This is a genomic window from Arsenophonus endosymbiont of Apis mellifera (assembly GCF_903968575.1).
Lineage (GTDB): Bacteria > Pseudomonadota > Gammaproteobacteria > Enterobacterales > Enterobacteriaceae > Arsenophonus > Arsenophonus apicola.
In genome coordinates, this window is record NZ_CAJCFU010000078.1 from 184,937 (window position 1) to 208,268 (window position 23,332).

Annotated in this window: 20 protein-coding genes and 1 pseudogene; 12 read left to right on the plus strand and 9 right to left on the minus strand. The window is 38.4% G+C overall.

Going from position 1 to position 23,332, the window contains the following annotated elements; genetic code table 11:
• Positions 1-51: 51 nt before the first annotated feature.
• Positions 52-2,535 (minus strand): bifunctional glycosyl transferase/transpeptidase, encoded by a 2,484-nt coding sequence (gene mrcB / locus H1X92_RS13415; protein WP_180560615.1) that lies wholly within the window; start codon positions 2,533-2,535, stop codon positions 52-54.
• Positions 2,536-2,836: 301 nt separating this feature from the next.
• Here mrcB and sfsA point away from each other — a divergent pair, with 301 nt between their 5' ends.
• From sfsA to folK, 5 genes are all read left to right on the plus strand, one after another.
• Complete coding sequence (sfsA, locus tag H1X92_RS13420) at positions 2,837-3,541, plus strand: DNA/RNA nuclease SfsA (protein WP_180560616.1); 705 nt, start codon at positions 2,837-2,839, stop codon at positions 3,539-3,541.
• Positions 3,542-3,736: 195 nt separating this feature from the next.
• Entirely contained in the window at positions 3,737-4,192 is a 456-nt protein-coding gene (gene dksA, locus H1X92_RS13425) for an RNA polymerase-binding protein DksA (RefSeq protein WP_180560675.1), read from the plus strand.
• 62 nt (positions 4,193-4,254) lie between these two features.
• Entirely contained in the window at positions 4,255-5,157 is a 903-nt protein-coding gene (gluQRS, locus tag H1X92_RS13430) for a tRNA glutamyl-Q(34) synthetase GluQRS (RefSeq protein ID WP_180560617.1), read from the plus strand.
• A 314-nt stretch (positions 5,158-5,471) separates the two neighbouring features.
• Positions 5,472-6,812, plus strand: coding sequence for a polynucleotide adenylyltransferase PcnB (gene pcnB / locus H1X92_RS13435; RefSeq protein WP_225507457.1), 1,341 nt, complete (start codon positions 5,472-5,474; stop codon positions 6,810-6,812).
• A gap of 2 nt (positions 6,813-6,814) precedes the next feature.
• A complete protein-coding gene (gene folK / locus H1X92_RS13440) occupies positions 6,815-7,294 on the plus strand; it encodes a 2-amino-4-hydroxy-6-hydroxymethyldihydropteridine diphosphokinase (RefSeq protein WP_180560618.1) in 480 nt (159 codons plus the stop codon).
• Positions 7,295-7,565: 271 nt separating this feature from the next.
• Here folK and H1X92_RS13445 read toward each other — a convergent pair whose 3' ends face one another.
• Both H1X92_RS13445 and H1X92_RS13450 read right to left on the minus strand, forming a co-directional pair.
• The gene (locus H1X92_RS13445) at positions 7,566-8,336 is read right to left on the minus strand and encodes an ABC transporter permease (protein ID WP_180560619.1); all 771 of its coding nucleotides are present in this window, start codon (positions 8,334-8,336) and stop codon (positions 7,566-7,568) included.
• Positions 8,333-9,277, minus strand: a complete 945-nt coding sequence (locus tag H1X92_RS13450; RefSeq protein ID WP_180560620.1) for an ABC transporter ATP-binding protein — start codon at positions 9,275-9,277, stop codon at positions 8,333-8,335. Before H1X92_RS13450 ends, H1X92_RS13445 begins: the two co-directional genes overlap by 4 nt.
• 164 nt (positions 9,278-9,441) lie before the next feature.
• Here H1X92_RS13450 and can point away from each other — a divergent pair, with 164 nt between their 5' ends.
• On the plus strand, positions 9,442-10,092 hold the full coding sequence (can, locus tag H1X92_RS13455) for a carbonate dehydratase (RefSeq protein WP_180560621.1): 651 nt from the start codon (positions 9,442-9,444) through the stop codon (positions 10,090-10,092).
• Between the two features lie 62 nt (positions 10,093-10,154).
• On the opposite strand, the gene hpt is transcribed toward can, so the two are convergent.
• Together hpt and cueO are read right to left on the minus strand one after the other, a co-directional pair.
• Positions 10,155-10,691 (minus strand): hypoxanthine phosphoribosyltransferase, encoded by a 537-nt coding sequence (hpt, locus tag H1X92_RS13460; protein ID WP_180560622.1) that lies wholly within the window; start codon positions 10,689-10,691, stop codon positions 10,155-10,157.
• A gap of 115 nt (positions 10,692-10,806) precedes the next feature.
• Entirely contained in the window at positions 10,807-12,387 is a 1,581-nt protein-coding gene (cueO, locus tag H1X92_RS13465) for a multicopper oxidase CueO (protein WP_180560623.1), read from the minus strand.
• Between the two features lie 229 nt (positions 12,388-12,616).
• Between cueO and H1X92_RS13470 the strand changes: the two genes are divergently transcribed.
• From H1X92_RS13470 to speD, 3 genes are all read left to right on the plus strand, one after another.
• Positions 12,617-12,970, plus strand: a complete 354-nt coding sequence (locus H1X92_RS13470) for a YacC family pilotin-like protein (protein WP_180560624.1) — start codon at positions 12,617-12,619, stop codon at positions 12,968-12,970.
• A gap of 105 nt (positions 12,971-13,075) precedes the next feature.
• The gene (gene speE, locus H1X92_RS13475; protein ID WP_180560625.1) at positions 13,076-13,939 is read left to right on the plus strand and encodes a polyamine aminopropyltransferase; all 864 of its coding nucleotides are present in this window, start codon (positions 13,076-13,078) and stop codon (positions 13,937-13,939) included.
• Positions 13,940-13,965: 26 nt separating this feature from the next.
• Complete coding sequence (gene speD / locus H1X92_RS13480; protein WP_180560626.1) at positions 13,966-14,766, plus strand: adenosylmethionine decarboxylase; 801 nt, start codon at positions 13,966-13,968, stop codon at positions 14,764-14,766.
• Positions 14,767-14,894: 128 nt separating this feature from the next.
• Here speD and H1X92_RS13485 read toward each other — a convergent pair whose 3' ends face one another.
• Positions 14,895-15,521, minus strand: coding sequence for a TetR/AcrR family transcriptional regulator (locus H1X92_RS13485; protein ID WP_180560627.1), 627 nt, complete (start codon positions 15,519-15,521; stop codon positions 14,895-14,897).
• A gap of 217 nt (positions 15,522-15,738) precedes the next feature.
• Between H1X92_RS13485 and H1X92_RS13490 the strand changes: the two genes are divergently transcribed.
• The 3 genes from H1X92_RS13490 to H1X92_RS13500 all read left to right on the plus strand — a co-directional run bounded on the left by H1X92_RS13490 (position 15,739) and on the right by H1X92_RS13500 (position 19,532).
• Positions 15,739-16,956: a Tm-1-like ATP-binding domain-containing protein gene (locus H1X92_RS13490; RefSeq protein ID WP_180560677.1), complete on the plus strand. Its 1,218-nt coding sequence runs from the start codon at positions 15,739-15,741 to the stop codon at positions 16,954-16,956.
• A gap of 15 nt (positions 16,957-16,971) precedes the next feature.
• Positions 16,972-17,802 carry a phosphoenolpyruvate hydrolase family protein gene (locus tag H1X92_RS13495; protein WP_180560628.1) on the plus strand — a complete coding sequence of 277 codons (831 nt, stop codon included), beginning with the start codon at positions 16,972-16,974 and terminating at the stop codon, positions 17,800-17,802.
• A gap of 389 nt (positions 17,803-18,191) precedes the next feature.
• Positions 18,192-19,532 carry an MATE family efflux transporter gene (locus tag H1X92_RS13500; protein WP_180560629.1) on the plus strand — a complete coding sequence of 447 codons (1,341 nt, stop codon included), beginning with the start codon at positions 18,192-18,194 and terminating at the stop codon, positions 19,530-19,532.
• Positions 19,533-19,586: 54 nt separating this feature from the next.
• On the opposite strand, the pseudogene yjiA reads toward H1X92_RS13500, so the two are convergent.
• From yjiA to H1X92_RS13515, 3 genes and pseudogenes are all read right to left on the minus strand, one after another.
• A pseudogene (gene yjiA, locus H1X92_RS13505) lies at positions 19,587-20,555 on the minus strand (GTPase).
• 35 nt (positions 20,556-20,590) lie between these two features.
• Entirely contained in the window at positions 20,591-20,794 is a 204-nt protein-coding gene (locus H1X92_RS13510) for a YbdD/YjiX family protein (RefSeq protein WP_180560630.1), read from the minus strand.
• A gap of 64 nt (positions 20,795-20,858) precedes the next feature.
• Complete coding sequence (locus H1X92_RS13515; RefSeq protein ID WP_180560631.1) at positions 20,859-23,012, minus strand: carbon starvation CstA family protein; 2,154 nt, start codon at positions 23,010-23,012, stop codon at positions 20,859-20,861.
• Positions 23,013-23,332: the final 320 nt, after the last annotated feature.

Genomic DNA, 23,332 nt, shown 5'->3' on the forward strand with positions numbered 1-23,332 from the left:
ATAAAAAACCGGCACCCATTTTTAACCTAGCGCCGGTTTACCCACTTTTTATTAGTGTCCAAACATCTCTTTTACCCAAGCTGGCGCATCATTACTATTTGTCTGCTGCTCATTTAAATTCAAGTTTGGCTTCAACGATTGTATCCCTAGCTGACATAATGCTTGAGGATCCTCGGTCCATACTGGCAGAATACGATATCCACAATCTGCACAGTTAAAACTACCATCAGTATTCACTCGCATCTGCGTAATTCCTTCTGGTGGGCGATTATCCAATGCCAGAGGGGTTTGGTTTTCTAAATAACGACGATATAGTTGTAATGCACCACTTGCACCAGTAAGATTTGTCGGCCCATTATTATCACGACCCGCCCAGGCGATTGCCACTTCCTTGCCATCAATACCGGCAAACCAACTATCGCGTAGATCATTGGTTGTGCCCGTTTTACCAGCTAAATGATACTGAGCAAATTTATTCATTAATGAACGAGATGTTCCCCGCTCTACTACTTGTTGCATACCATACAGTGTTAGATAAGCTGCTTGCGGGGAAACTGCCCGCTCGGCAGAGGGATAACTTTGATAAAGCTCATTGCCATCACCATCGATCACAGAACGCAATGCCGATAATGACGCTCGATTGCCTCCACCACTGATGGTTTGAAACATTTGCGCCGTTTCCACTGGCGTTAAGTTCAATGCCCCTAATAACATAGCGGGCACTTTTTCTATCGCATCACTTGGCACGCCAAGACGTACCAATACTTTACTAACCTGTTCCAAGCCTACGCTCAAGCCAATATTTACCGTCGGGATATTCAACGAACTGGCCAAGGCATCAATTAACATGACCTGCCCCCGGAAGCGGCGATCATAATTTTTTGGTTCCCATATTTGGTTATCAAATTTGACGCTAATTGGCTCGTCTGGTACCCAGGTATTTAAACGAAAACGATCCGGTTCACTTAATGCGGTGAGATAAGTCGAGGGCTTAGCCAATGAACCAATTGAGCGGCGAGCATTTAACGCTCGATTAAAACCAGAATATTGTGGTTGCGAGCCGCCGACCATAGCGCGAACTTCACCATTAATACGGTCAACGACCACCATAGCCCCTTCAAGATCAGGCAACTTACGAGTTTTGCGTAAATCGGCTATCCCATGCTCGACAGCATTTTCAGCCGCTTGCTGCGAGACCGGATCTAAGGTAGTAAAAATCTTAGCACCGGAAAGGTTATTCACTCTATCACCCAATTTTTCAGTTAATTCTTGCCGAACGAGCTGCATAAAGGCGGGTTGAGGTGTTAAAACACCACTTCTGGATTTAACGCCCAAAGGACGAGCACTCAATATATTATACATTTCATGATCGATAATTTGGCGCGTTTCCAACAGCTTTAACACTAAATTACGACGCTCAAGGGCCAGTTTAGGGTTACGCCATGGATTATATAGTGATGCGCCCTTCACCATACCGACTAATAATGCTTGTTGATCAATACTCAGCTCATCGATTGGACGACCAAAATAATAGAGACTGGCAAGAGGAAAGCCCCGAATTTGTTCATCGCCACTTTGGCCTAAATAAACTTCATTTAGATAAAGTTCAAGAATACGTTCTTTGCTATAGCGAGAATCCATTAAAATCGCCATATAAGCTTCATTGGCTTTACGTATTAACGTTCTTTCATTACTTAAAAATAAGTTTTTAACTAATTGCTGGGTTAGCGTACTACCACCCTGAACAGTCTTCCCGGCCATTAAATTAGCAATAACCGCACGTCCAATAGAATAAATACTTACTCCGTCATGTTCATAAAAATGCCGGTCTTCGGTTTCAAGTAATATTTTGACTAAAGAATCTGGGAAATCTTCTCTCGGTAAAACTAAGCGTTGCTCATTGTTAGCCGATTGCATCATAGTGATAAGTTTTGGATCAAGCCGAAAAAAACCAAATGAACGACCATTTTCCATATTAGTAATATTAGTGAGGCGAGCTTGTTCAAAACTTAATTTAGCTAAAATCTGTTCTTCTCTTTGATCAGGAAAGGAAAATGGCCGGCGTAACATCTCAATCGTATTATTTTTAACAATATACTCACCAGGTAAAGTAATTTTATTGACCTGACGATATTGCATGCCATCTAATAATCGGATCATCTCTTCTTTACTGTAATTCATCCCTGGTTCAAGATTAACCATTCGGCCATAAACAGCTGCCGGTAGATCCCAAACTTTGCCATCAAGACGTTCACTAATTTTCTGATATAAATAGATACCATAGACACCAATTAACAGTGCCAAGACGATGGCAATTTTGACAAACAACCAAAACCAACGCCATCTATTATTTTTAGCTGGCCGAGACTTATTGTCTTTATTTGCCATTAGTTCTTCTTCCTCGTTGTCATCAATATCTTCATATGCATAATCATAGTTGTCTAAGCGATTATTTTGCTGAGATTTTGATTTTTTACCAGTGGGCTTTTTCTTAGATCTGCGCCCAATAGGTTCATAATTATCTTTGTCAAACATGGTATAAAATTAATCTTTATTTACTAGTCGTTTATTATTAGCCCAAGATCTTAATCATAACTTACAGATATTTTTTTCATATATCTCATTAAAACAAGATTTTATCATAATTCAATAATCAACATCCGCTACCTAGTAGTTTTATATCCTGATAGTGACCGTTATTACCAAGATCCCATTTAATGAACACTATCTATCCACCAATTTATATTTAAAAGCAACAATTATTAACTTATAGTGCTAAACATTGTAGCATTACTGTTGTCTTTAGCCGCATCTATCACTACTGGAGTAGTTACCAATGTATCGGTTTCCGCCACTAAAATCAGCCCAGTTAGTAAAGCGTTATAAACGTTTTCTCGCTGATGTTATTACACCATCAGGTAAATTACTAACCATTCATTGTGCCAATACAGGCGCCATGACAGGCTGTGCAACACCTGGAGATACGGTTTGGTACTCAACATCAAACAATGTTATGCGAAAATATCCACATAGTTGGGAACTGACGCAAACACAAACTGGCGATTGGATTTGTGTTAATACTCATCGAGCAAATGATCTTATTAGTCAATTTGTAGTAGAAAATAAAATTCCGGAATTATCCGATTATGATAACATTAGCCGAGAGGTGAAATATGGTGACGAAAATAGTCGCATCGACCTTCTACTAACCAAAAAACAGCAGGTTAATTGCTATATTGAAGTAAAATCAGTCACCTTACTAGAAAACAATATCGGTTATTTTCCTGATGCTGTTACAATCAGAGGGCAAAAACATTTACGTGAACTATCCTTGATAGCTGAACGAGGCGAAAGAGCAGTTTTGTTCTTTGCCGTACTTCATAGTGGTATAAAGAAAATGTCCGTTGCAAGCCATATTGATTGTCATTATGCTGCTCTCTTACGGCAAGCAACAAATATTGGTATTGAAATACTCTGCTATCAGATTAAAATATCAGAAAAAGGGCTATCAATGGATAAAAAAATACCCTTTATTCAATAAACCAAGCTATTATATTCTTTTAGGCAAAATTCGTTTTACTTACAAAATAGGCAGAGAACACGTGCATTACCCGGGTACAGTAAAACGAATTGTAAGAACCATTGCCAAGTATAGAGTGTTCTGTTATTTATAGCGGCCTTAGTTTTTCCCCCTTGTGGGGTTCTTTATGAATATTGCGTGTGTAGGAGAAGCATTATGCAAGAAGGGCAAAAACCTAAAACCTCGTCCTTAAGCATTCTCGCCATCGCTGGGGTAGAGCCCTACCAAAAAAAGCCAGGCGAAGAATACATGAACGAAGCCCAACTCAAACATTTTAGGGCTATTCTCGAAGCATGGCGCAATCAACTCAGAGATGAAGTCGACCGCACTGTAAGTCATATGCAAGATGAAGCAGCTAATTTCCCTGATCCCGTTGATAGAGCGGCACAGGAAGAGGAATTTAGCCTTGAGTTACGCAATCGCGATCGCGAACGTAAGTTGATTAAAAAAATCGAGAAGACGATAAAAAAAATTGATGATGGAGATTTTGGTTATTGTGAAAGCTGTGGAGTTGAAATTGGCATCCGCCGCTTAGAAGCTCGTCCAACAGCTGATTTGTGTATTGATTGCAAAACATTAGCTGAATTACGTGAAAAACAGATGGCGGGTTAGCCAATAATCTTACTCCATAAAAATAAGGTACACAAAAGTGTACCTTATCCTTTTGATAATCAATGAGTCATTCAATAATTACTAAAGTTCCAGCCTATATTGGACGCTTTGCTCCGTCCCCCACAGGTGATCTGCATTTTGGCTCGTTAGTTACAGCGCTTGGTAGCTACCTACAAGCCAAAAAAAAGCAAGGAAAATGGTATGTCCGGATTGATGACATCGATACAACTAGAGTCGTGCCAGGTGCGGCTTCACGCATTTTAAAAACGTTAGCGCATTATGGCTTACATTGGGATGGTAAAATCATCTATCAGTCACAACGCCATGATATTTACCATGACATTTTAGCGCAGCTAAAGCAGTGCGATGGCTGCTACTATTGTCGTTGTACACGTCAACGTATTAATGCTATCGGTGGTTATTACGATGCACATTGTCGCAATCTTGGTTTATCTTCTTCTGCAGCAGCTTTGAGAATAATCCAGTCAAAACCAGTTTATCGTTTTTATGATCAACTACAAGGTGATTATGTAGCGCCTCGTGCTTTGGCGGAAGAAGACTTCATTATTGTGCGAAAAGATAATTTATTTGCTTACAATCTTGTTGTCGTTATTGACGATAATGACCAAGGTATTACCGAAGTTGTTCGTGGCGCTGATCTCATTGCGCCAACGGTTAGACAAATTTCTCTTTATCACCATCTCGCTTTTCCAGTACCCGATTATGTGCATTTACCTTTAGTATTAAATCGTTCTCATAATAAACTTTCTAAACAAAATCATACTCCGCCGCTACCTATGAACGATCCGAGGCCTATTTTAATTGATGCACTAAATTTTTTATCACAAACAACTATTATGAATTGGCAAGACCTTAGTACTGAACAATTACTGAGCCAAGCTGTACAACATTGGCAACTAGATAGCATTCAACCAAGCGGCAGAATTGTTACAAATTATGATTAATTAGCAATTTTTATCCTACTTAGGCATTCTCAAAAAAAATCCTATAAGATATGATTAATTATTAGTATTTACTTTTTTAACTAAAATCGCATTAGATATCGAGGTGTATTATTTTTACCCGGGTAGCCAATTTCTGTCGTAATTTATTGATACGAGAAGAAAAAAATAATCGAAGTAAACAGAAATCTTATGATAGTTCAGCGACTGAGACTAAGTCCAAGACTAAGGTAAAAGCTTTACTAACAAAAAGATATCAGAGTACAAAAACCATTAAAAGTACTCAATTAGCAGATAAATCTACACCCGCCTCTGCTATAAATACTTCAATAGCCATAATTCCACGAGATAAGCATCCTATCTCGCGAAGAGACATCAGTGATAATGCACTGAAAGTTCTTTATCGTCTAAATAATGCTGGCTATGAAGCCTATCTGGTCGGAGGTAGTGTCAGAGATTTACTGTTAGGTAAAAAACCTAAAGACTTCGACGTTACCACAAATGCAACACCGGAACAAATTCGCAAATTATTTCGTAATTGTCGTCTAGTCGGACGCCGTTTCCGTTTAGCGCATATCATGTTTGGTTATGAAATCATCGAAGTTGCCACTTTCCGTGGTTCGCATGAACAAACTGATACTAATAATAAGGATCTGGCTCATCAAGCACAAAGTGGTATGTTACTAAGGGATAATATTTTCGGTAACATCGAAGATGATGCCATTCGTCGCGACTTTACCATCAATAGTCTATATTACAGAATTAACGATTTTACCCTACGTGATTATGTTGGTGGATTTGAAGATCTAAAAAATGGCATGATCCGCTTAATTGGTGATCCCAAAATCCGTTATCGAGAAGATCCCGTTAGGATGCTGCGTGCTATTCGATTTGCTTGTAAACTAAATATGCAAATCGATGCCGAAACTGCCAAGCCTATTCCACAACTGGCCTATTTATTAAAAGACATTCCATCAGCACGTCTATTTGAAGAGTCGCTCAAATTACTTCAGACTGGTCAAGGTTATCAAACCTATCAACAATTAAAACGTTATAATCTTTTTCAATCATTAATTCCGCTAGTTGAACGACACTTCACCGCCAATGATGATTCACCGATGGAGCTTATCATTAATCAGGTACTGCAAAATACTGATTATCGAATAAAGAATAACAAACGTGTTAATCCTGCATTCTTATTTGCCACCATGTTATGGTATCCACTGGTAGAACATGCTGAAAGGCTTTCTCAGGAAAGTGGATTACCCTATTACGAAGCCTTTGCTATCGCAATGAATGATATCCTTGATGAGCAATGCCGTTCTATCGCTATCCCTAAACGGCTTACTTCAATAATGCGCGATATCTGGCAGCTACAATTGCGACTACCACGGCGCCAAGGGAAAAAAGCAGATAAGCTACTTGAACATCCAAAATTTCGCGCTGCGTTTGATTTGCTAGAACTACGCGCCAACGTAGAGCAGCGGCGGGAATTAGAAGAGCTGGCTCATTGGTGGGCTGAGTTTCAACAAGCAAATAATAGACTACAACAAGAAATGGTCTCGGAGTTAGGTAATATACCAACTCATCGTCGTAATTGGTCGCATCGCCGAAATCATACTAACCGTAAACCGATAAAAAACAACCGAGTTAATTAAAGATGGAGCGTGTTTATATTGCCATTGGCAGCAATCTAAATGACCCTTTACAACAAGCACAAAGTGCCATTAGAGAATTGCATCAATTACCCAATACCAAGCCGGTTATTGTTTCTTCCTTCTATCGCTCTAAACCTATGGGGCCACAAGGGCAACCTGATTATCTCAATGCCGTTATCGCATTAGACACTGAGTTATTGCCCGCAACCCTACTTGAACATACCCAATCGATTGAATTAATGCATGGTAGAATCCGTAAAGGCGATCGTTGGGGGCCAAGAACTCTCGATTTGGATATTATGTTATACGGTCAACAAATTATCCAGACAGCGTACTTAACTATTCCCCATTATGGCCTTAAAGAACGGGAATTTATGCTTTATCCGTTAGCAGAAATTGCCCCAGAGCTACGCTTTCCCGATGGTGAATTGCTTAGTGATAGATTGCTGCTGGTTGCTAAAAATGGGCTGACTTTATGGTAACTTAGCTAATAATTCTATTGGCGATATGAATTTGTTAACGCGGGTATTTGGCTGATGCTTAAAATCTAAATAACTTAGCGGCGATAACACAGGGAAAAATGGGGGTTGACCACATGACCCGCTATCGCAAGCTCTTAGCATTCGCCAAAACCAACAAGTACTATTGAAAAAACTAAAAATTTATAACGGCTAACATAGTGATAATACAGCAGAAGCGCTAAAAAATAGCGCCAATCCGATCCTATATATTTATCACACTATACGTGAATAATTATGTTCTTAATCCTTGTCCTTTTTCAATTAAGTGCCACGTTATGGCATATAAAATAACAATAAAAATCACTAATACTGATAAGGTAATCGATATTGCAACATCACTGATGCCAAGAAATCCATAACGTAATCCGCTGATCATATAGACGATCGGATTAAGTTTAGATACCATTTGCCAAAACTCTGGCAAAAGAGACAAAGAATAAAAAACACCGCCTAAATAAGTTAATGGTGTTAAAACAAAGGTAGGAATAATACTAATATCATCAAATGTTTTAGCAAATATCGCATTCACTAACCCAGCTAATGAAAACAAAATTGCCGTCATTAATACGGTAATAATTACCATCCACCATGAATAAATATGTAATGGAACAAAAAATAACGAAACCAGGGTAACCAACAGACCAACCAATACTCCTCGGGCAACCCCACCGCCAACAAAACCCATTATGACAATATGGGTAGGAACGGGTGCAACCAACAATTCTTCAATACTTTTTTGGAATTTTGCCCCAAAAAAAGAGGAACAAACATTTGCATAAGCGTTTGTGATCACCGACATCATAATCAAACCAGGAACAATGAACTGCATGTAATTCACGCCATCCATGTTGCCAATTCTTGCACCAATTAAACTACCAAAAATAATAAAGTAGAGTGACATGGTGATCACCGGCGGTAGTAAGGTTTGTACCCAAATTCGCGCAAAACGGGTTATTTCTTTGATCCAGATGGTTTTCATCGCTACCCAGTAGAGCTGAATCATCTATTTTCTCCTTGCTTTATCGATAGTGGATGCTGTTTATTCATTAAACCAACAAATAGTTCCTCCAAACGATTTACTTTATTACGCATGCTGGTTATCTGTATCCCTTGCTCAGAGAATTGGCTAAATAAACCATTCAGGCCTTGATCGCGAAGTACATCAACTTCTAAGGTTGAAGTATCCAGCAGCCTGAATTTATAACCCTCTAATGTCGGAATCCTACTCTTTGGTGCCAGATCAAAAATAAACGTCTCTGACTCCAACTGATTGAGTAGTTTTTTCATACTGGTATTCTCAATCAATTCTCCATATTGAATAATACCAATATTTCGACACAACATTTCCGCTTCTTCCAGATAATGGGTAGTTAAAATAATGGTGGTGCCTTGCGCGTTTAAGGTCTTCAAAAAACTCCACATTGAACGACGCAGTTCAATATCTACTCCTGCAGTGGGTTCGTCCAAAATTAATAGTTTGGGTTGATGCATTAATGCGCGAGCAATCATCAAACGCCGTTTCATACCCCCAGAAAGGTCTCGCGCAGGCTCATCACGTTTGTTCCACAAAGCCAGTTGCGACAGATACATCTCTGCTCTAGATAAGGCTAATGAACGCGGGACGCCGTAATAACCCGCTTGATTCAGCACTATCTGTATTACTGTTTCAAATGGATTAAAATTGAATTCTTGTGGCACTAAACCCAACTGACGTTTTACATTCACCACGTCTTTATCTAGATCGTAGCCAAACACTCTCACTTTACCGCTCGTTTTATTGACTAATGAACTGATAATACCTATGGTCGTTGATTTACCTGCACCATTAGGTCCTAATAAGGCATAGAAATCACCCACCTCAACCTGTAAATCAATCCCGGTTAATGCTTTCACACCACCAGTATAGGTTTTTGTAAGCTGGAGCAGCTCTAAAGCATAAGTCATAAAAAACCTTTTTTATCTATTTTTAATTCACATATGATAATAAATCACACCATTAGCAATCTTTTTTCAATTAAACTATAACTAACAGCGAGTAAATATTAAAAAATAAATTGATGTTGTATATGATTATTATCGCAGTTAACCATAACTAATCCACGTGAATTATGATGAAAAAAATTAAACAGCTGTTTGAAAACAATCTTCAGTGGTCAGAATCCGTAACCAAAGAAAATCCCTCTTTTTTTAAAGAATTAGCAAAATTTCAAAATCCACATTTTCTGTGGATAGGCTGCTCTGACAGCCGCGTACCCGCTGAAAAATTAACAAAAGCAGCGCCTGGTGATCTATTTGTCCACCGAAATGTCGCTAATTTGGTGATCCATACTGATTTAAATTGCCTGTCAGTCATCCAATATGCTGTTGACGTACTAAAGGTTGAACACATTATCATTTGTGGTCACTATGGTTGTGGTGGTATTGAAGCCGCAATTGATAACACTGAACGAGGACTGATTAATAACTGGCTGCTACATGTCCGTGATATTTTGTTTAAACATAACGCAATCTTAGGTGAACTTGCACCGCAAGAACGGGCAAATCGCTTATGTGAACTCAATGTTATTGAGCAAGTTTATAATCTGGGTCATTCGACAATAATACAATCTGCCTGGCGGCGCAGCCAAAACGTCAACATTCATGGCTGGGTCTATGGTATACAGAATGGCAGACTCAATGATCTTGATGTTACGGCTAATAGCCGTGAACAGCTTGAAATTACCTATCGACAAGCTATCGCTAAATTAAGCCAAGCATAATAAGCGCCACAAAAAATCGAACGTTAGTTCGATTTTTTCATGCCAATAAATAACACTAGCACTTAATCGTCCAGTAAAATAACATGCCCAATATAGGGTAAATGTCGATATTGCTGTGCATAGTCGATACCAAAACCCACAACAAATTCATCTTGAATAGCAAAACCTGTCCATTCAACCGGAACCTCTACTTCACGTCGAGAAGGTTTGTCTAATAACGTACAGATAGCGACAGATTTAGGACCGCGTAATTTCAGGATTTGACGGACTTTTTTCAGTGTATTACCTGAATCAATGATATCTTCAACAATCAGAACATGCTTGCCGCGAATATCTTCATCGAGATCCTTAATAATTTTCACATCACGGCTTGAAGTCATGCCATTGCCATAACTTGATACCGTCATAAAGTCGACTTCATGAGGGATATCAATTTTACGACATAAATCAGCCATAAAAATAAAAGAGCCTTTTAACAGACCAACCAACACCAACTCATCTTGCAATGATTTATAATGTTCAACAATCTCTTTTGCCATCTCATCAATACGTTGTTTGACATCCGCTTCTGAGATCATGACTTCTACAATTTGTTTCATAACTTTAGGTATTCATGGAAGTAAAAACTTTAGATTCTAACATAAGGGCAATAAAGACGCGATAAAATGCCCTCATCCAATATTGATTAACAACATAAATAAAAGAGTTAATACCTTAGCTAACAGAGAAACTGAGCATCATGCCCGTATCTTCATGCTCTAACAAATGACAATGTGCCATAAAAGGATGCGCCTGGGTTGCGATATGATCAAACTTTACCAATACCTCACTGATATCACCATCAACCCGCACAGTATCTTTCCAACCTTGTCGGTGAGCAGCCACTGGTTGACCATTCTCTGTCAGGATCCTAAATTGAGTTCCATGAATATGGAAAGGATGTAACATCATGTCACCACGACCGGATATGATCCAGCGTTCATATTGACCTTTTGCAAAATTAAATGCCACCTCCGTCATGGAAAAAGGACGGTCATTAATACTATTGGCATGCAGAAGATCAAATGATTGCTTCATCATCGGCGCTTGCTGATGATTGTGCATCGCATGCGCCCCATCTTCCCTCATCATATTGCTATGACCATGCATATTCATCCCGGCCAAAGCCTGTTCACCATACTGTTTTCTGAGCGCCATCATACCTTGCATATCTAAACGTGCATCCATCCTTAAATGCAATTGACGCTGTTTAAGACCAGTCAAATCAGGCAATGAGGCAATAGAAGCTAAACTATCAGGTAAAAAAGTCGCTCTTGCATTTAATCCCGGCTCAATATGCAATACAGCTTTGGGTTGATCAAAAGGCGCTATTGTCATCCCCATTTGTTTAACTGGCAATGTAACAATATCAAACGCTTTACCATTCGAGGCATCGATCAGTACCTCAAAACGTTCAGCGCTGATCATCGGTAATTGATCAACTGCCACCGGTTCATTTAATAGTCCACCATCACTCGCAATAATATACATTTTACGCCCATCACTGGTTGCCAGATTTAAACTTCTAGCATTACAACCATTAAGAAAACGTAAACGTAACCACCCCCTAGGTGCTGTATGTTTAGGTAATACAACTCCATTAGTCAACATAATGTTGCCAAACCAACCAACAGCAGCACTCATTACATCAAGCTGATAATCTATCTGCCCTGCACGATTTAAACGTTTATCCTGCAAAATAACGGGAATATCATCGATACCCCATTGATTTGGCAATTTTTGTGATTGGCTATGTTCATCCTCAATTAATACTAAACCCGCCAACCCCATGGCAACTTGATAACCCGTTTTACCATGAGGGTGCGGATGAAACCAACAAGTTGCCTCGGGCTGGTTAACGGCAAAATTAACCCTTCTTACCGCATTGGGTTTAATTACCGCATGAGGTCCACCATCAGCTTCACCGGGAATTTTTAGTCCGTGCCAATGCAGTGCGGTAGCCTCGGATAACTGATTGTGAATATCAATAGTGATACGTTGGCCTGATTTAAGCTTGATAGCTGGACCTAACAAGGATCCATTATAACCCCATGTTACTGCTGATTTAGCGGGTAAAAATTGTGTTTTACCTTCAGTAACTCGGATGGTAATTTTGCCATGGCTGTCCGGCCATAATAATGCTGGAATAGGTAAACAAGGATATTGCGTTGCAGACAATGCAGCACGACTCCAAGTTGGTAATAAGCTTACTGATCCCATCGCCGCTGCCAGTTTCATAAAATCCCGACGCAACATAGCTTGCTCCTTTATTATTAAACCCTAATAAGATAAGGTATAAATATGAAATGGTAGAAAATAGATAAATTCACTAAAATATAGAGGTTCCACTTACTGGAAGGTCAAGCCGATATTTTTTTATGTAATATGACAATATATTTATCTGCTTTAGCTGAAAATAAGTATACTTCATCGTTCTATTGGTATTAATAGAATAAATTGACATTTAAATTATACAACTAACTGAATGCGTAAAATTATTTTTATTTCACATGTAGCTCTGCTTTTTTGGTTTATTTTTTCCACCAAAGCATCTGCCCTATCAAGCAATGAAACAGAAAATCTTGCTGATTTAACGGCAGTTTATATATTTTTAAAGCATGATTGTGGTTACACACAAATTCCTGATCGTGAAATTGAAAGAGCAATCTTCTATTTTGCTCAGAGTAATCATTGGGATCTAAGTAATTACGACAAACCTGCCATGGAAAAACTAAATGAAGAGCGTTATGATGACTTAAAAAAAATCCCTATCCCCCGTAAAAAGAAATGCCGGGTGCTTGCCAATGATGCTTTAGCGTTATTTGCCTATGTAAAATAAATACTTTCTTTCATGCATTTAGATAAGAAATTTCTTACTTACCATTGAAACGAAATAAATTATTAGCTGCGCTTTTTTAACTCTGTTAGAAAGGAAAAGACAAGTATGTCAAAAAAAGAAATTTGGCTTGAAACACTCCACCACAATGTCGGTCAATATTTTACTATTGATAATATACTGTACCATAATAAAACCGCTCACCAGGATCTGATTATTTTTGAGAATGCTGAAATGGGGCGCATTATGGCCCTTGATGGTGTGGTACAAACAACTGAACGGGATGAATTTATTTATCACGAAATGATGACTCATGTGCCTTTATTTGCCCATGGCCACGCTAAAAAAGTACTGATAATTGGTGGTGGTGATGGCGGAATGTTACGTGAAGTATGTCGACATCAATATTTAGAAAGCATCACGATGGTTGAAATTGATGCCAGTGTTGTCGAATTCTGCCGCCAATATCTACCCAATCATAATGCAGGCGCTTATAACGATCCCCGTATTAAATTGGTCATTGATGATGGTGTCAATTTTGTTAAGACCAGCCAGCAGAAATTTGACCTAATCATTTCTGATTGCACCGATCCTATTGGACCAGGAGAAGGGCTATTTACCTCAGATTTTTACCAAGGATGTGGCAACTGCCTGCATGAAAATGGTATTTTAGTGGCCCAAAATGGTGTTTGTTTCCTGCAACAAGATGAAGTGATTAATAGTCACCAAAAACTCTCTGTTTACTTTAAAGATTGCGGTTTTTATCAAGCCGCTATACCGTCTTACTATGGCGGAATGATGACCTTTGCCTGGGCAAGCCAAACAGCAAAATTAGATCAAATACCCTTGCAAATATTAGAAGATCGTTTTAAAAAAGCAGATATTATCTGTCGCTATTACACACCCGCATTACATCTAGCCAGCTTCGCGTTACCACAGTACTTACTGGATTTACTTGCTAACAAAGCATAGTTTTACTCAATAGGAGGTGAAATAAATTGCAAAAATTGAAATTACATGGTTTTAATAATTTAACTAAAAGCCTAAGTTTCTGTATATATGATATCTGTTATGCCAAAACAACAGCAGATCGCCATAGTTATCTGGCCTATATTGATGAGCAATATAATGCAACCCGCTTGACTGAAATTCTAACTGAAACCTGCTCTATTATTGATGCCAATATCTTGAATATTGCCCGGCAAGATTATGATCCTCAAGGTGCCAGCGTTACAATTTTGATCAGCGAAAATTCAATAAATCCCCAAAATGTAGACAACACAGAAAATCCAGGGCCATTACCTGATTCTATCGTTGCTCATCTCGATAAAAGTCATATTTGTGTTCACACCTACCCAGAAAGTCATCCAGATGATGGTATATGTACTTTTAGAGCAGATATCGAAGTCTCCACTTGTGGCGTGATTTCGCCATTAAAAACCCTTAACTATCTTATTCATCAACTTGAATCAGATATTGTTACTATTGATTATCGGGTTCGTGGTTTTACCCGCGATGTTAACGGCATCAAACACTATATTGATCACGAAATCAACTCCATTCAAAATTATATGCCGGAAGAATTTCAGTCTCAGTATCATATGATAGATGTTAACCTCTATCAGGAAAATCTTTTTCATACTAAAATGATGCTAAAAGACTTTGAGCTTAATTTGAATAACTATTTATTTAATACGACCGCAGAACAACTTGCCCCTGAGGAAAAAAAACGGATTACTTATCTGTTAAAAAAAGAGATGCAAGAAATCTATTACGGCCGTAATCTGCCAGAACTGTAATTTATATCGATTAGTGGATCGAGAATAGATATCTTATCCACTAATCACACGACTCCATTTTATTATTGATATTCATTTTTACTTTAAAGCCAGGATATACTAAATATATTATCGGATAATAAACAGGCCTATTGCTTTTTTTCATTATCTTTTATGGCTTGATTATAAATGGCTTTTGCTATCCATTGGTTAATTTCTATTACCTCTGCATTATCCATATGCCAAATATCTTTCATTACCAAAAAGACTTCAGAACCATAAATAAGCGAAAATGCTCTTTTTACTCTCTCAATAATTTCTGGCGAAAAGTCATCCTTCATCGGTTCAACTATCATCGCCAAAGTATCTTTCCGATGTCCACGAACTAACCGTTTCTCTGCCTTAATTGTCGATGAACGAGCTGCCGCCCATTGCTGCAAAGAAACTTGCAATGCTGCTCTAAGCGCTCCTTCATATTGAAACATACGCGGATAGGCAAATAACAATAATTCTTGGATCCGTTCTTCCGTTTTTTGGCTATCAGGCAACCAGGTTAAAATAGGCCCTAAGCTTTCACTCACAATGGCAGAAACTAGATCGCTATGAGTTGGAAAATAACGATAAGCGGTCGCTCTCGAAACATGAGCATGAGATGCAACTTCAGAAACAGAAGGCAATTTCCCGTCTTCAAACAAGCTCAATGCAGTAGAAATTAATCGGTTAAAAGTCCGTTTTCTAGTACCTGTGTATTGTGAAATAAGATCAATTGACGTCATAAAATTTATCCTTTATTTTTAACCAAAATGGATTTAAACGTCACCTTTACGATAACTTTTATAATTAGAATGTACTGCATTAAGAAACAATATAACGCTAAAGAATTAAAAATAAATTGAGACTAATATCTCAATTTATACAAAGCACAAATGATAGCTTACTTTTAATGTGCCTATAATACTCCCATCCAAGTCAGCAAACAATCAAGGATTTATGATGAAGGAACAGCATGGATATATCTACATTGCAGCGACGCTCGATACCAAAGGTATCGAAACTTTTTATGTTAGCCAACTTATAAAAAAAACGGGCTTAGCGGTACGTATTGTTGATTTAAGTACTAAAGCTGACAATTTGGATGATAAAGCTGATATTACGGCTGAAACTGTTGCTAGCTATCATCCTATAGGAAGAGATGCTATCTTTGGCCAAGATAGAGGTAAAGCTGTCGCCGCGATGGCAATCGCATTTGAAAAATATCTGTTACAACAAAAAGATGTTTTAGCTATTCTTGGATTAGGTGGCTCAGGTGGAACAGCGCTTATTACACCCGCAATGCAATCTCTTGCCGTTGGTATTCCTAAATTAATGGTCTCAACAATGGCATCCGGTGATGTTTCAGGCTATATCGGTGCCAGTGATATTGCCATGATGTACTCAGTGACAGATATTTCTGGCCTTAATGTTATCTCCCGTAAAATTCTAAAAAATGCCGCTGCCCAAATCGCAGGTGCAGTACTTTTTAATTCTGCTGATGATACTGAAGACAATAATAAACCAATATTGGCACTAACTATGTTTGGTGTAACAACGCCCTGTGTCCAACAGTTAACCAAAAAATTAGCTGATCATTATGATTGTTTAGTCTTTCACGCCACCGGAAGTGGTGGCAAAGCAATGGAAAAACTGGTTGATAGCCAATTAGTAGATTGCGTGCTAGATATCACAACCACCGAAGTTTGTGATTACCTTTTTGACGGTATACTTGCCTGTGACGAAGATCGCTTTGGCGCAATCATACGTACCCAAACACCCTGTATCATCTCTTGTGGTGCATTAGATATGGTTAACTTTGGTCGCCCAGCAACGATCCCTGAAAAATATAAAGATCGCCATTTTTATCATCATAACAGTCAAGTTACCTTAATGCGCACTACAGCCGAGGAAAATGATCAGATGGGAGTTTGGATCGCACAGAAACTTAATCAATGCCAAGGCACTGTTACTTTCATTATTCCAACAGGAGGATTCTCCGCATTAGATATTGAGGGTGGAGCTTTTTGGTCACCACAAGCTAACCAAGCTTTCATTGATGCGTTTAAATCCAACTACCAGATCACCGCTAACAGAAAATTAATAATCAGTCCTTACCATATCAACTCAACAGAATTCTGTCAGCAAGTGATACAATTGCAGCAAGAATTAATGAATTAAATTGGAGTTATTGATATGAAACAAACACGCGCATCATTATTAGAAAAATTTCAAATGATGATCTCGCAGGGTCAACCCATTATCGGGGGTGGTGCCGGCACGGGTTTATCAGCAAGATGTGAAGAAAGAGGAGGGATCGATCTTATTGTAATTTATAACTCCGGTCGCTATCGCATGGCTGGCAGAGGTTCATTGGCAGGTTTACTCGCTTATGGCAATGCCAACGATATTGTTATAGAGATGGCAAAAGAAGTTTTACCCGTAGTTAAAAATACTCCGGTATTAGCTGGTGTTAATGGTACCGACCCATTTTGCCAATTCGATCAATACCTTGACTCCCTAAAAATGATGGGATTTGCCGGTATACAAAATTTTCCTACAGTAGGTTTGATCGATGGTAATTTCCGAGCTAACCTTGAAGAAACGGGCATGGGATATGCGTTAGAAGTGGATTTGATCCGGCAAGCCCATGAAAAAGATTTATTAACAACCCCTTACGTTTTTAGTGCTATTGATGCTAAAAACATGACAGAAGCTGGCGCTGATATTATCGTCACGCATATGGGATTAACAACGGGTGGTGATATTGGCGCAAAAACAACTCACGCATTAGAGGATTGCGTAAAGCTTATTAACGATTGGGCGGCAGCGGCAAAATCTGTTCGTAAAGATATTATTGTACTTTGCCATGGCGGTCCGATTGCAACACCTGAAGATGCCAAATATATTTTACAAAACTGTCCTGATTGCCACGGTTTTTATGGGGCAAGTTCTATGGAACGTTTACCGGCAGAAACTGCCATAACTGAAACGACAAAAATATTTAAAACGATAAAACGAAAATAATTTTTAATCCATTTTAGGTTGTTAAATCAACCAAACTATTGATCGCTAGCACCAGAAGCCTGTGGTATTTACCACAGGCTTATTTTATTTAATAGATAACTAGCAAATAAATAGATGTTGCAATAAATTAATAATAATTAACAAAATATTAAAATATCCTTACCAATAGAAGCTTATCATCTAATTTAATTAATATAGAATTAGAGATTACAAAAATAGAAAAAACGCCTAACTATTCAATTAATTTAACTAACGAAATTTAAATAAAAAAATACCAATAAATAATAAATAGTTAATCATCTATCATACATATATAAAATGTGTAAAATATTTAGTCGTTTTTTGTTTATTTTGCCAAAAAGCTTTTTGTTTACTTAAAAAGGTGCATAATGCATTCATCTGATGTTACCGAGCGTTCGCTCTATTCGCTAAGTTGGCCGATCTTTATTGATGTTCTGCTCCATTTTGCGACATTACTTATCAATACTTATATGGTTAGCCACGTCTCCACAGCTTATCTGGCTGCAATGGGCGTAGGCAACCAAGTTTTTGATCTTTTTATCACCATATTTAACTTTATCAGTGTAGGATGCAGCGTTGTTATCGCCCAATATTTAGGTGCAGGTAAAAAAGAAAAGGCCAGTCAAGCCATTCATATCTCGATTGCTTTTAACTTCCTATTAGGTTTTCTAAGTGCTGTCATTATTCTACTGTTTGGCTATAAGATCCTCGGGATCATGAATACACCAGCACATTTACTTGATTATGGTTATGCTTACTTACATATTCTTGGTTTATGTTTAATACCAGAAGCAATTTCTATTATATTAGCGGCTTGCTTACGTGTTTATGGCAGATCACAACCGGCAATGTGGGTAACATTTATTGCTAATCTAATCACCATCTTCGGCAATATGATTGTTTTATATGGTTTTTTTGGCTTACCTCAATATGGTTTAACCGGCGTTGCCTGGTCTACTGCTATCGGACGCATAATCGCTATTGTATTACTTTTCTTCTTACTGTTTAGTGGCCTGAGGATCAAATTTGTTCCCACTTTACTGTTCCGCTGGTCAAAAAGTATGTTGAATAAAATATTACATATCGGACTACCATCAGCAGGCGAAAATTTAGTCTGGATTTTACACTATATGGTCGCTTCTGCTTTCATCGGTTTAATGGGAGAAACCTCTCTTGCTGCTCAAACTCTCTATTTCCAACTTTCACTATTTATTATGTTGTTTGGTATTTCCCTTAGTATTGGTAATGAGATCATGGTGGGTCATTTAGTCGGCGCCAAGCGCTTTGAGGATGCCTACCAGAGAGGATTGAAAAGCTTGCAATGGGGATTTTTTATTACCATTGGTATTGTCTTTTGTTTCTGGTTATTTCGTATACCACTATTGGATGCAATCACTGAAGATCAAAATATTATAAAATTATTACTTCCGCTGTTCTTACTCTCTGTTTTCCTAGAGCCTGGCAGAACACTGAATATTGTCATGGTGAATGCCTTACGTGCTGCTGGTGATGCCCGTTTCCCCTTCTGCACCGCACTTATTTCTATGTGGGGTATTGCGCTGCCAATTAGCTATTTTTTAGGTTTAAAAATGGGAATGGGGTTATTAGGGATCTGGCTTGGATTCCTATGTGATGAATGGCTACGCGGTCTAACCAATGCCTGGCGTTGGCGCTCTAAGCGTTGGCAAACTAAGCGGCTCGATATCTAATACCATTGCTACCTTAGTTGTCTTTAAGCAACCAAGGTAGCCACAAAAAACTGATCAACTAACGCTTTCTGTTAATAATGCAAATTGTTGTCGTATTTCCTCTTCCGGTAAATGTAAACCAATAAAAACCATTACACCTTGACGCGTCTCGCCTGCTTGCCATTCACGATCCCAATCTGCACTGTATAAACGCTGCACGCCTTGAAATATTAATCGACAAGGCTGATGTTTAATCGCTAATATTCCTTTATAACGTAAAAGATTATCAGCATAGTGACATAATAAGGTCTCCATCATTTTTGATAATTTCGACAATTCAACCAATTGATCAAGATAGACTACAATCGATTGAATAGCATTTTGTGTGCTAGACATAAAGCGAAAAACTGGTTTTGCAATGGTTAAGTTATCGCTAAGCATAAATCCATTTAAATTAAATAAGGGTGCTATAGCTATATCACCATGGGTGACTGGATAAATAGCGGCTCGGGCATTAATACGCTGTAAACGCGCTATCAATGCGCTATTATTTGATTGAACATCAGTTTTAGTCAGCAAAATACAATCCGCATAACCAATCTGAATTTGAGCAATAATAAATTGATTCAGTTGTTTTTCAGCATGTACTGCATCCACAACAGCAATAATGCCATCTAAAACAAAACGTTGACAAAAAACTTGGTGCGAAAAGAAAGTTTGAGTAATAGGGCCTGGATCAGCCATTCCAGTACATTCAATAACCAGGCGATCAAAAACCAATCGTTTTTTATCTATACCATCCAGTAAATCTAATAGCGTATTTTCTAATTCATTCGAGCGATTACAACAAATACAACCATTACTTAAGGTTGTTATTTGAGTGGCATTATCACCGATAAGCTCACTATCAATCGATTCTGCCCCAAATTCATTTTCAATAACTGCAATCTTATAGCCATGCTTTACATTGAGAATATGACGAAGTAATGTCGTTTTGCCTGCTCCTAAAAATCATGTCAATATTGTTACTGATATTGGTGTCATGCTAAGCCTCAGTTATCCTATCCATTGAATAATCGCTAGCAACAGCGAAAACCCCCTTTATCACTACCAGCATAACGCGCTGCCTGACGTTGCCGAAAAAATTCTTCATAGCTCATAATAGGCTGCTCAGGATGATTATGACGCATATGCTGAACATAATTATCATAGTCAGGAATACCGATTAGCATAAGTGCCGCCTGTCCCAAATATTTGCCTGCTTGTGCAAGATTATTAAACATATTTATTACCTCAAAAAACTCCCACCTAAGTGATAACCTATTTTGTGGGGAAAAATAATACTAATTAATGTGAGGAGGAAATTTTAATATCGCTTTCAGCGACAGTAACATAAGGTGTTTCCATATCTGAACGTCTAGCTGTTCTTCCTGCTTTTATCGCTATTTTAAGCCCATAAAAAATAATGCTATACACCACGAGCAAGAATAAAATACTTAATCCTGCATTAGTATAATTATTGATCACAATATGATGCATATCAGACAGTTTTTGCGCCGTTGTAGCAGTGGCAGCGGTTGCTATTTTTGCTTGGTATGAATGAGCCAAATAGATAAAGCCTTCCAACTGAGGATCAGCGCTAAATAATTTCAAACCCAACGCCCATGTAGTACATATTAATAACCATATTGCTGGAACAAGTGTTACCCAAATAAACTTAGTACGCTTCATTTTAATCAAAATAACACTGCTTAAAACTAACGCAATCGCTGCCAACATCTGATTGGAGATACCAAATAATGGCCATAAACTTTTAACACCACCTAAAGGATCAACAACCCCTTGATAAAGCAGGTAACCCCATAAACCAACACAACCGGCAGTAGCAATAATACCAGCTACTAATGAATCTGTTTTTTTCAGCGCCGGGATAAAATTAGCCAAAAGATCTTGTAACATAAATCGACCAGAACGTGTGCCGGCATCCAAAGCGGTCAAAATAAATAAAGCTTCGAAAAGAATACCAAAGTGATACCAAAATCCCAGATCAGCAGCAGGGATAATTTGCTGAAATACATAAGCAATACCTACCGCAAGCGTAGGCGCGCCACCGGCACGATTCAAAACAGAAGGTTCACCGATATCTTTAGCCGTTTGCAAGATTTGCTCTGGCGAAATAATAAATCCCCAAGAACTGACAGTTGCCGCAGCATGTACGGTAACTGCTTTCAATTGTGCCATAATCATAGCTGCATCGGAGCTGCCTAATTGATGCAAATTAGGCATGGTAAATCCTAATGCGGCCGGAGGGGTATTCATTGCAAAATAGAGACCAGGTTCAATGATAGAAGCAGCAACTAGCGCCATGATAGCCACAAATGACTCCATCAACATAGCGCCATAACCGATGTAGCGAGCATCGGTTTCATTTGCCAATAATTTAGGCGTTGTTCCCGACGCAATTAACGCATGAAAACCAGACACGGCCCCACACGCAATAGTAATAAACAGAAATGGAAATAATGTTCCTTTCCAAACTGGCCCGCTTCCATCGACAAATTGGGTTACAGCCGGCATTTTTAAAGCTGGGTTAAGAATGATAATGCCAATTGCTAAACCAACGATGACACCTATTTTCAAAAAGGTCGCCAAATAATCTCGTGGCGCTAAAATCAACCACACCGGCAATAGCGCTGAAACAAAAGCATAACCAATTAAGACATACGTAATGGTCGTATCTTTAAAGGTTAACGCACGTCCCCAATAAGGATCATGAGCAATAATACCACCAAACCAAATTGCCACAATCAACAGAGTAATACCGATAATCGAGACCTCAGCAACACAGCCTGGCCGAATATAGCGCATATAAATACCCATAAAAAGCGCAATTGGTACCGTTGAACAAACGGTAAAAACTCCCCATGGACTTTCAGCCAATGCTTTTATAACAATTAACGCTAATACGGCTAATATGATAATCATAATCAAAAAGCAGCCGAATAATGCAATTGAACCTGGTACTACCCCCATCTCTTTTTTTACGATTTCGCCTAAAGAAATCGCATTGCGGCGCGATGAAATAAATAACACCATAAAATCCTGCACCGCCCCGGCGAGCACGACACCTGCCAACAGCCATAGTGTACCTGGCAAATAACCAACCTGGGCCGCCAATACCGGCCCGACTAATGGGCCGGCGCCGGCAATGGCGGCAAAATGATGGCCAAATAACACATTGCGATTGGTTGGTACATAATTTAAGCCATCATTATTCAGGACGGCGGGTGTGGAACGGGTTGGGTCAAGCTGCAATACTTTTTTGCCAATATATAAACTGTAATAGCGGTACGAAATTAAATAAACGGCAATGGCAGCAACAATGATCCATAAAGCACTAATGTGCTCTCCACGTCTAAGGGCAACCACACCTAAACAAATAGCACCAATGATCCCTAATATTAACCAAGGGATATGCCTTAATATATTATTCTTATTCATTTAAGAAACTCTTCCTAGGTGAAATAAACATGTCATATGGGAATAACTTTTATTGACTATTTTCAGCATCTATTTTTTAATTCATGGCAGTTTAAAAACATCCTTTGCCATGATGATTATAATAAAACGGAAGAGGAAGAAGTTGATTTTTTCTAAGTAAACGGTTAAATAAATTCAATGAGTGGTTAAAAATAAAAAAAGAAATATTTTTTTGTGACAGCGCTAACAATACAATTGTTAAACTATTAATAGGTTGAGCGTTAATGACTGGTTAAAAATGTTATTATTGTAAAATAATAAACATTATTAATATAGGTAAA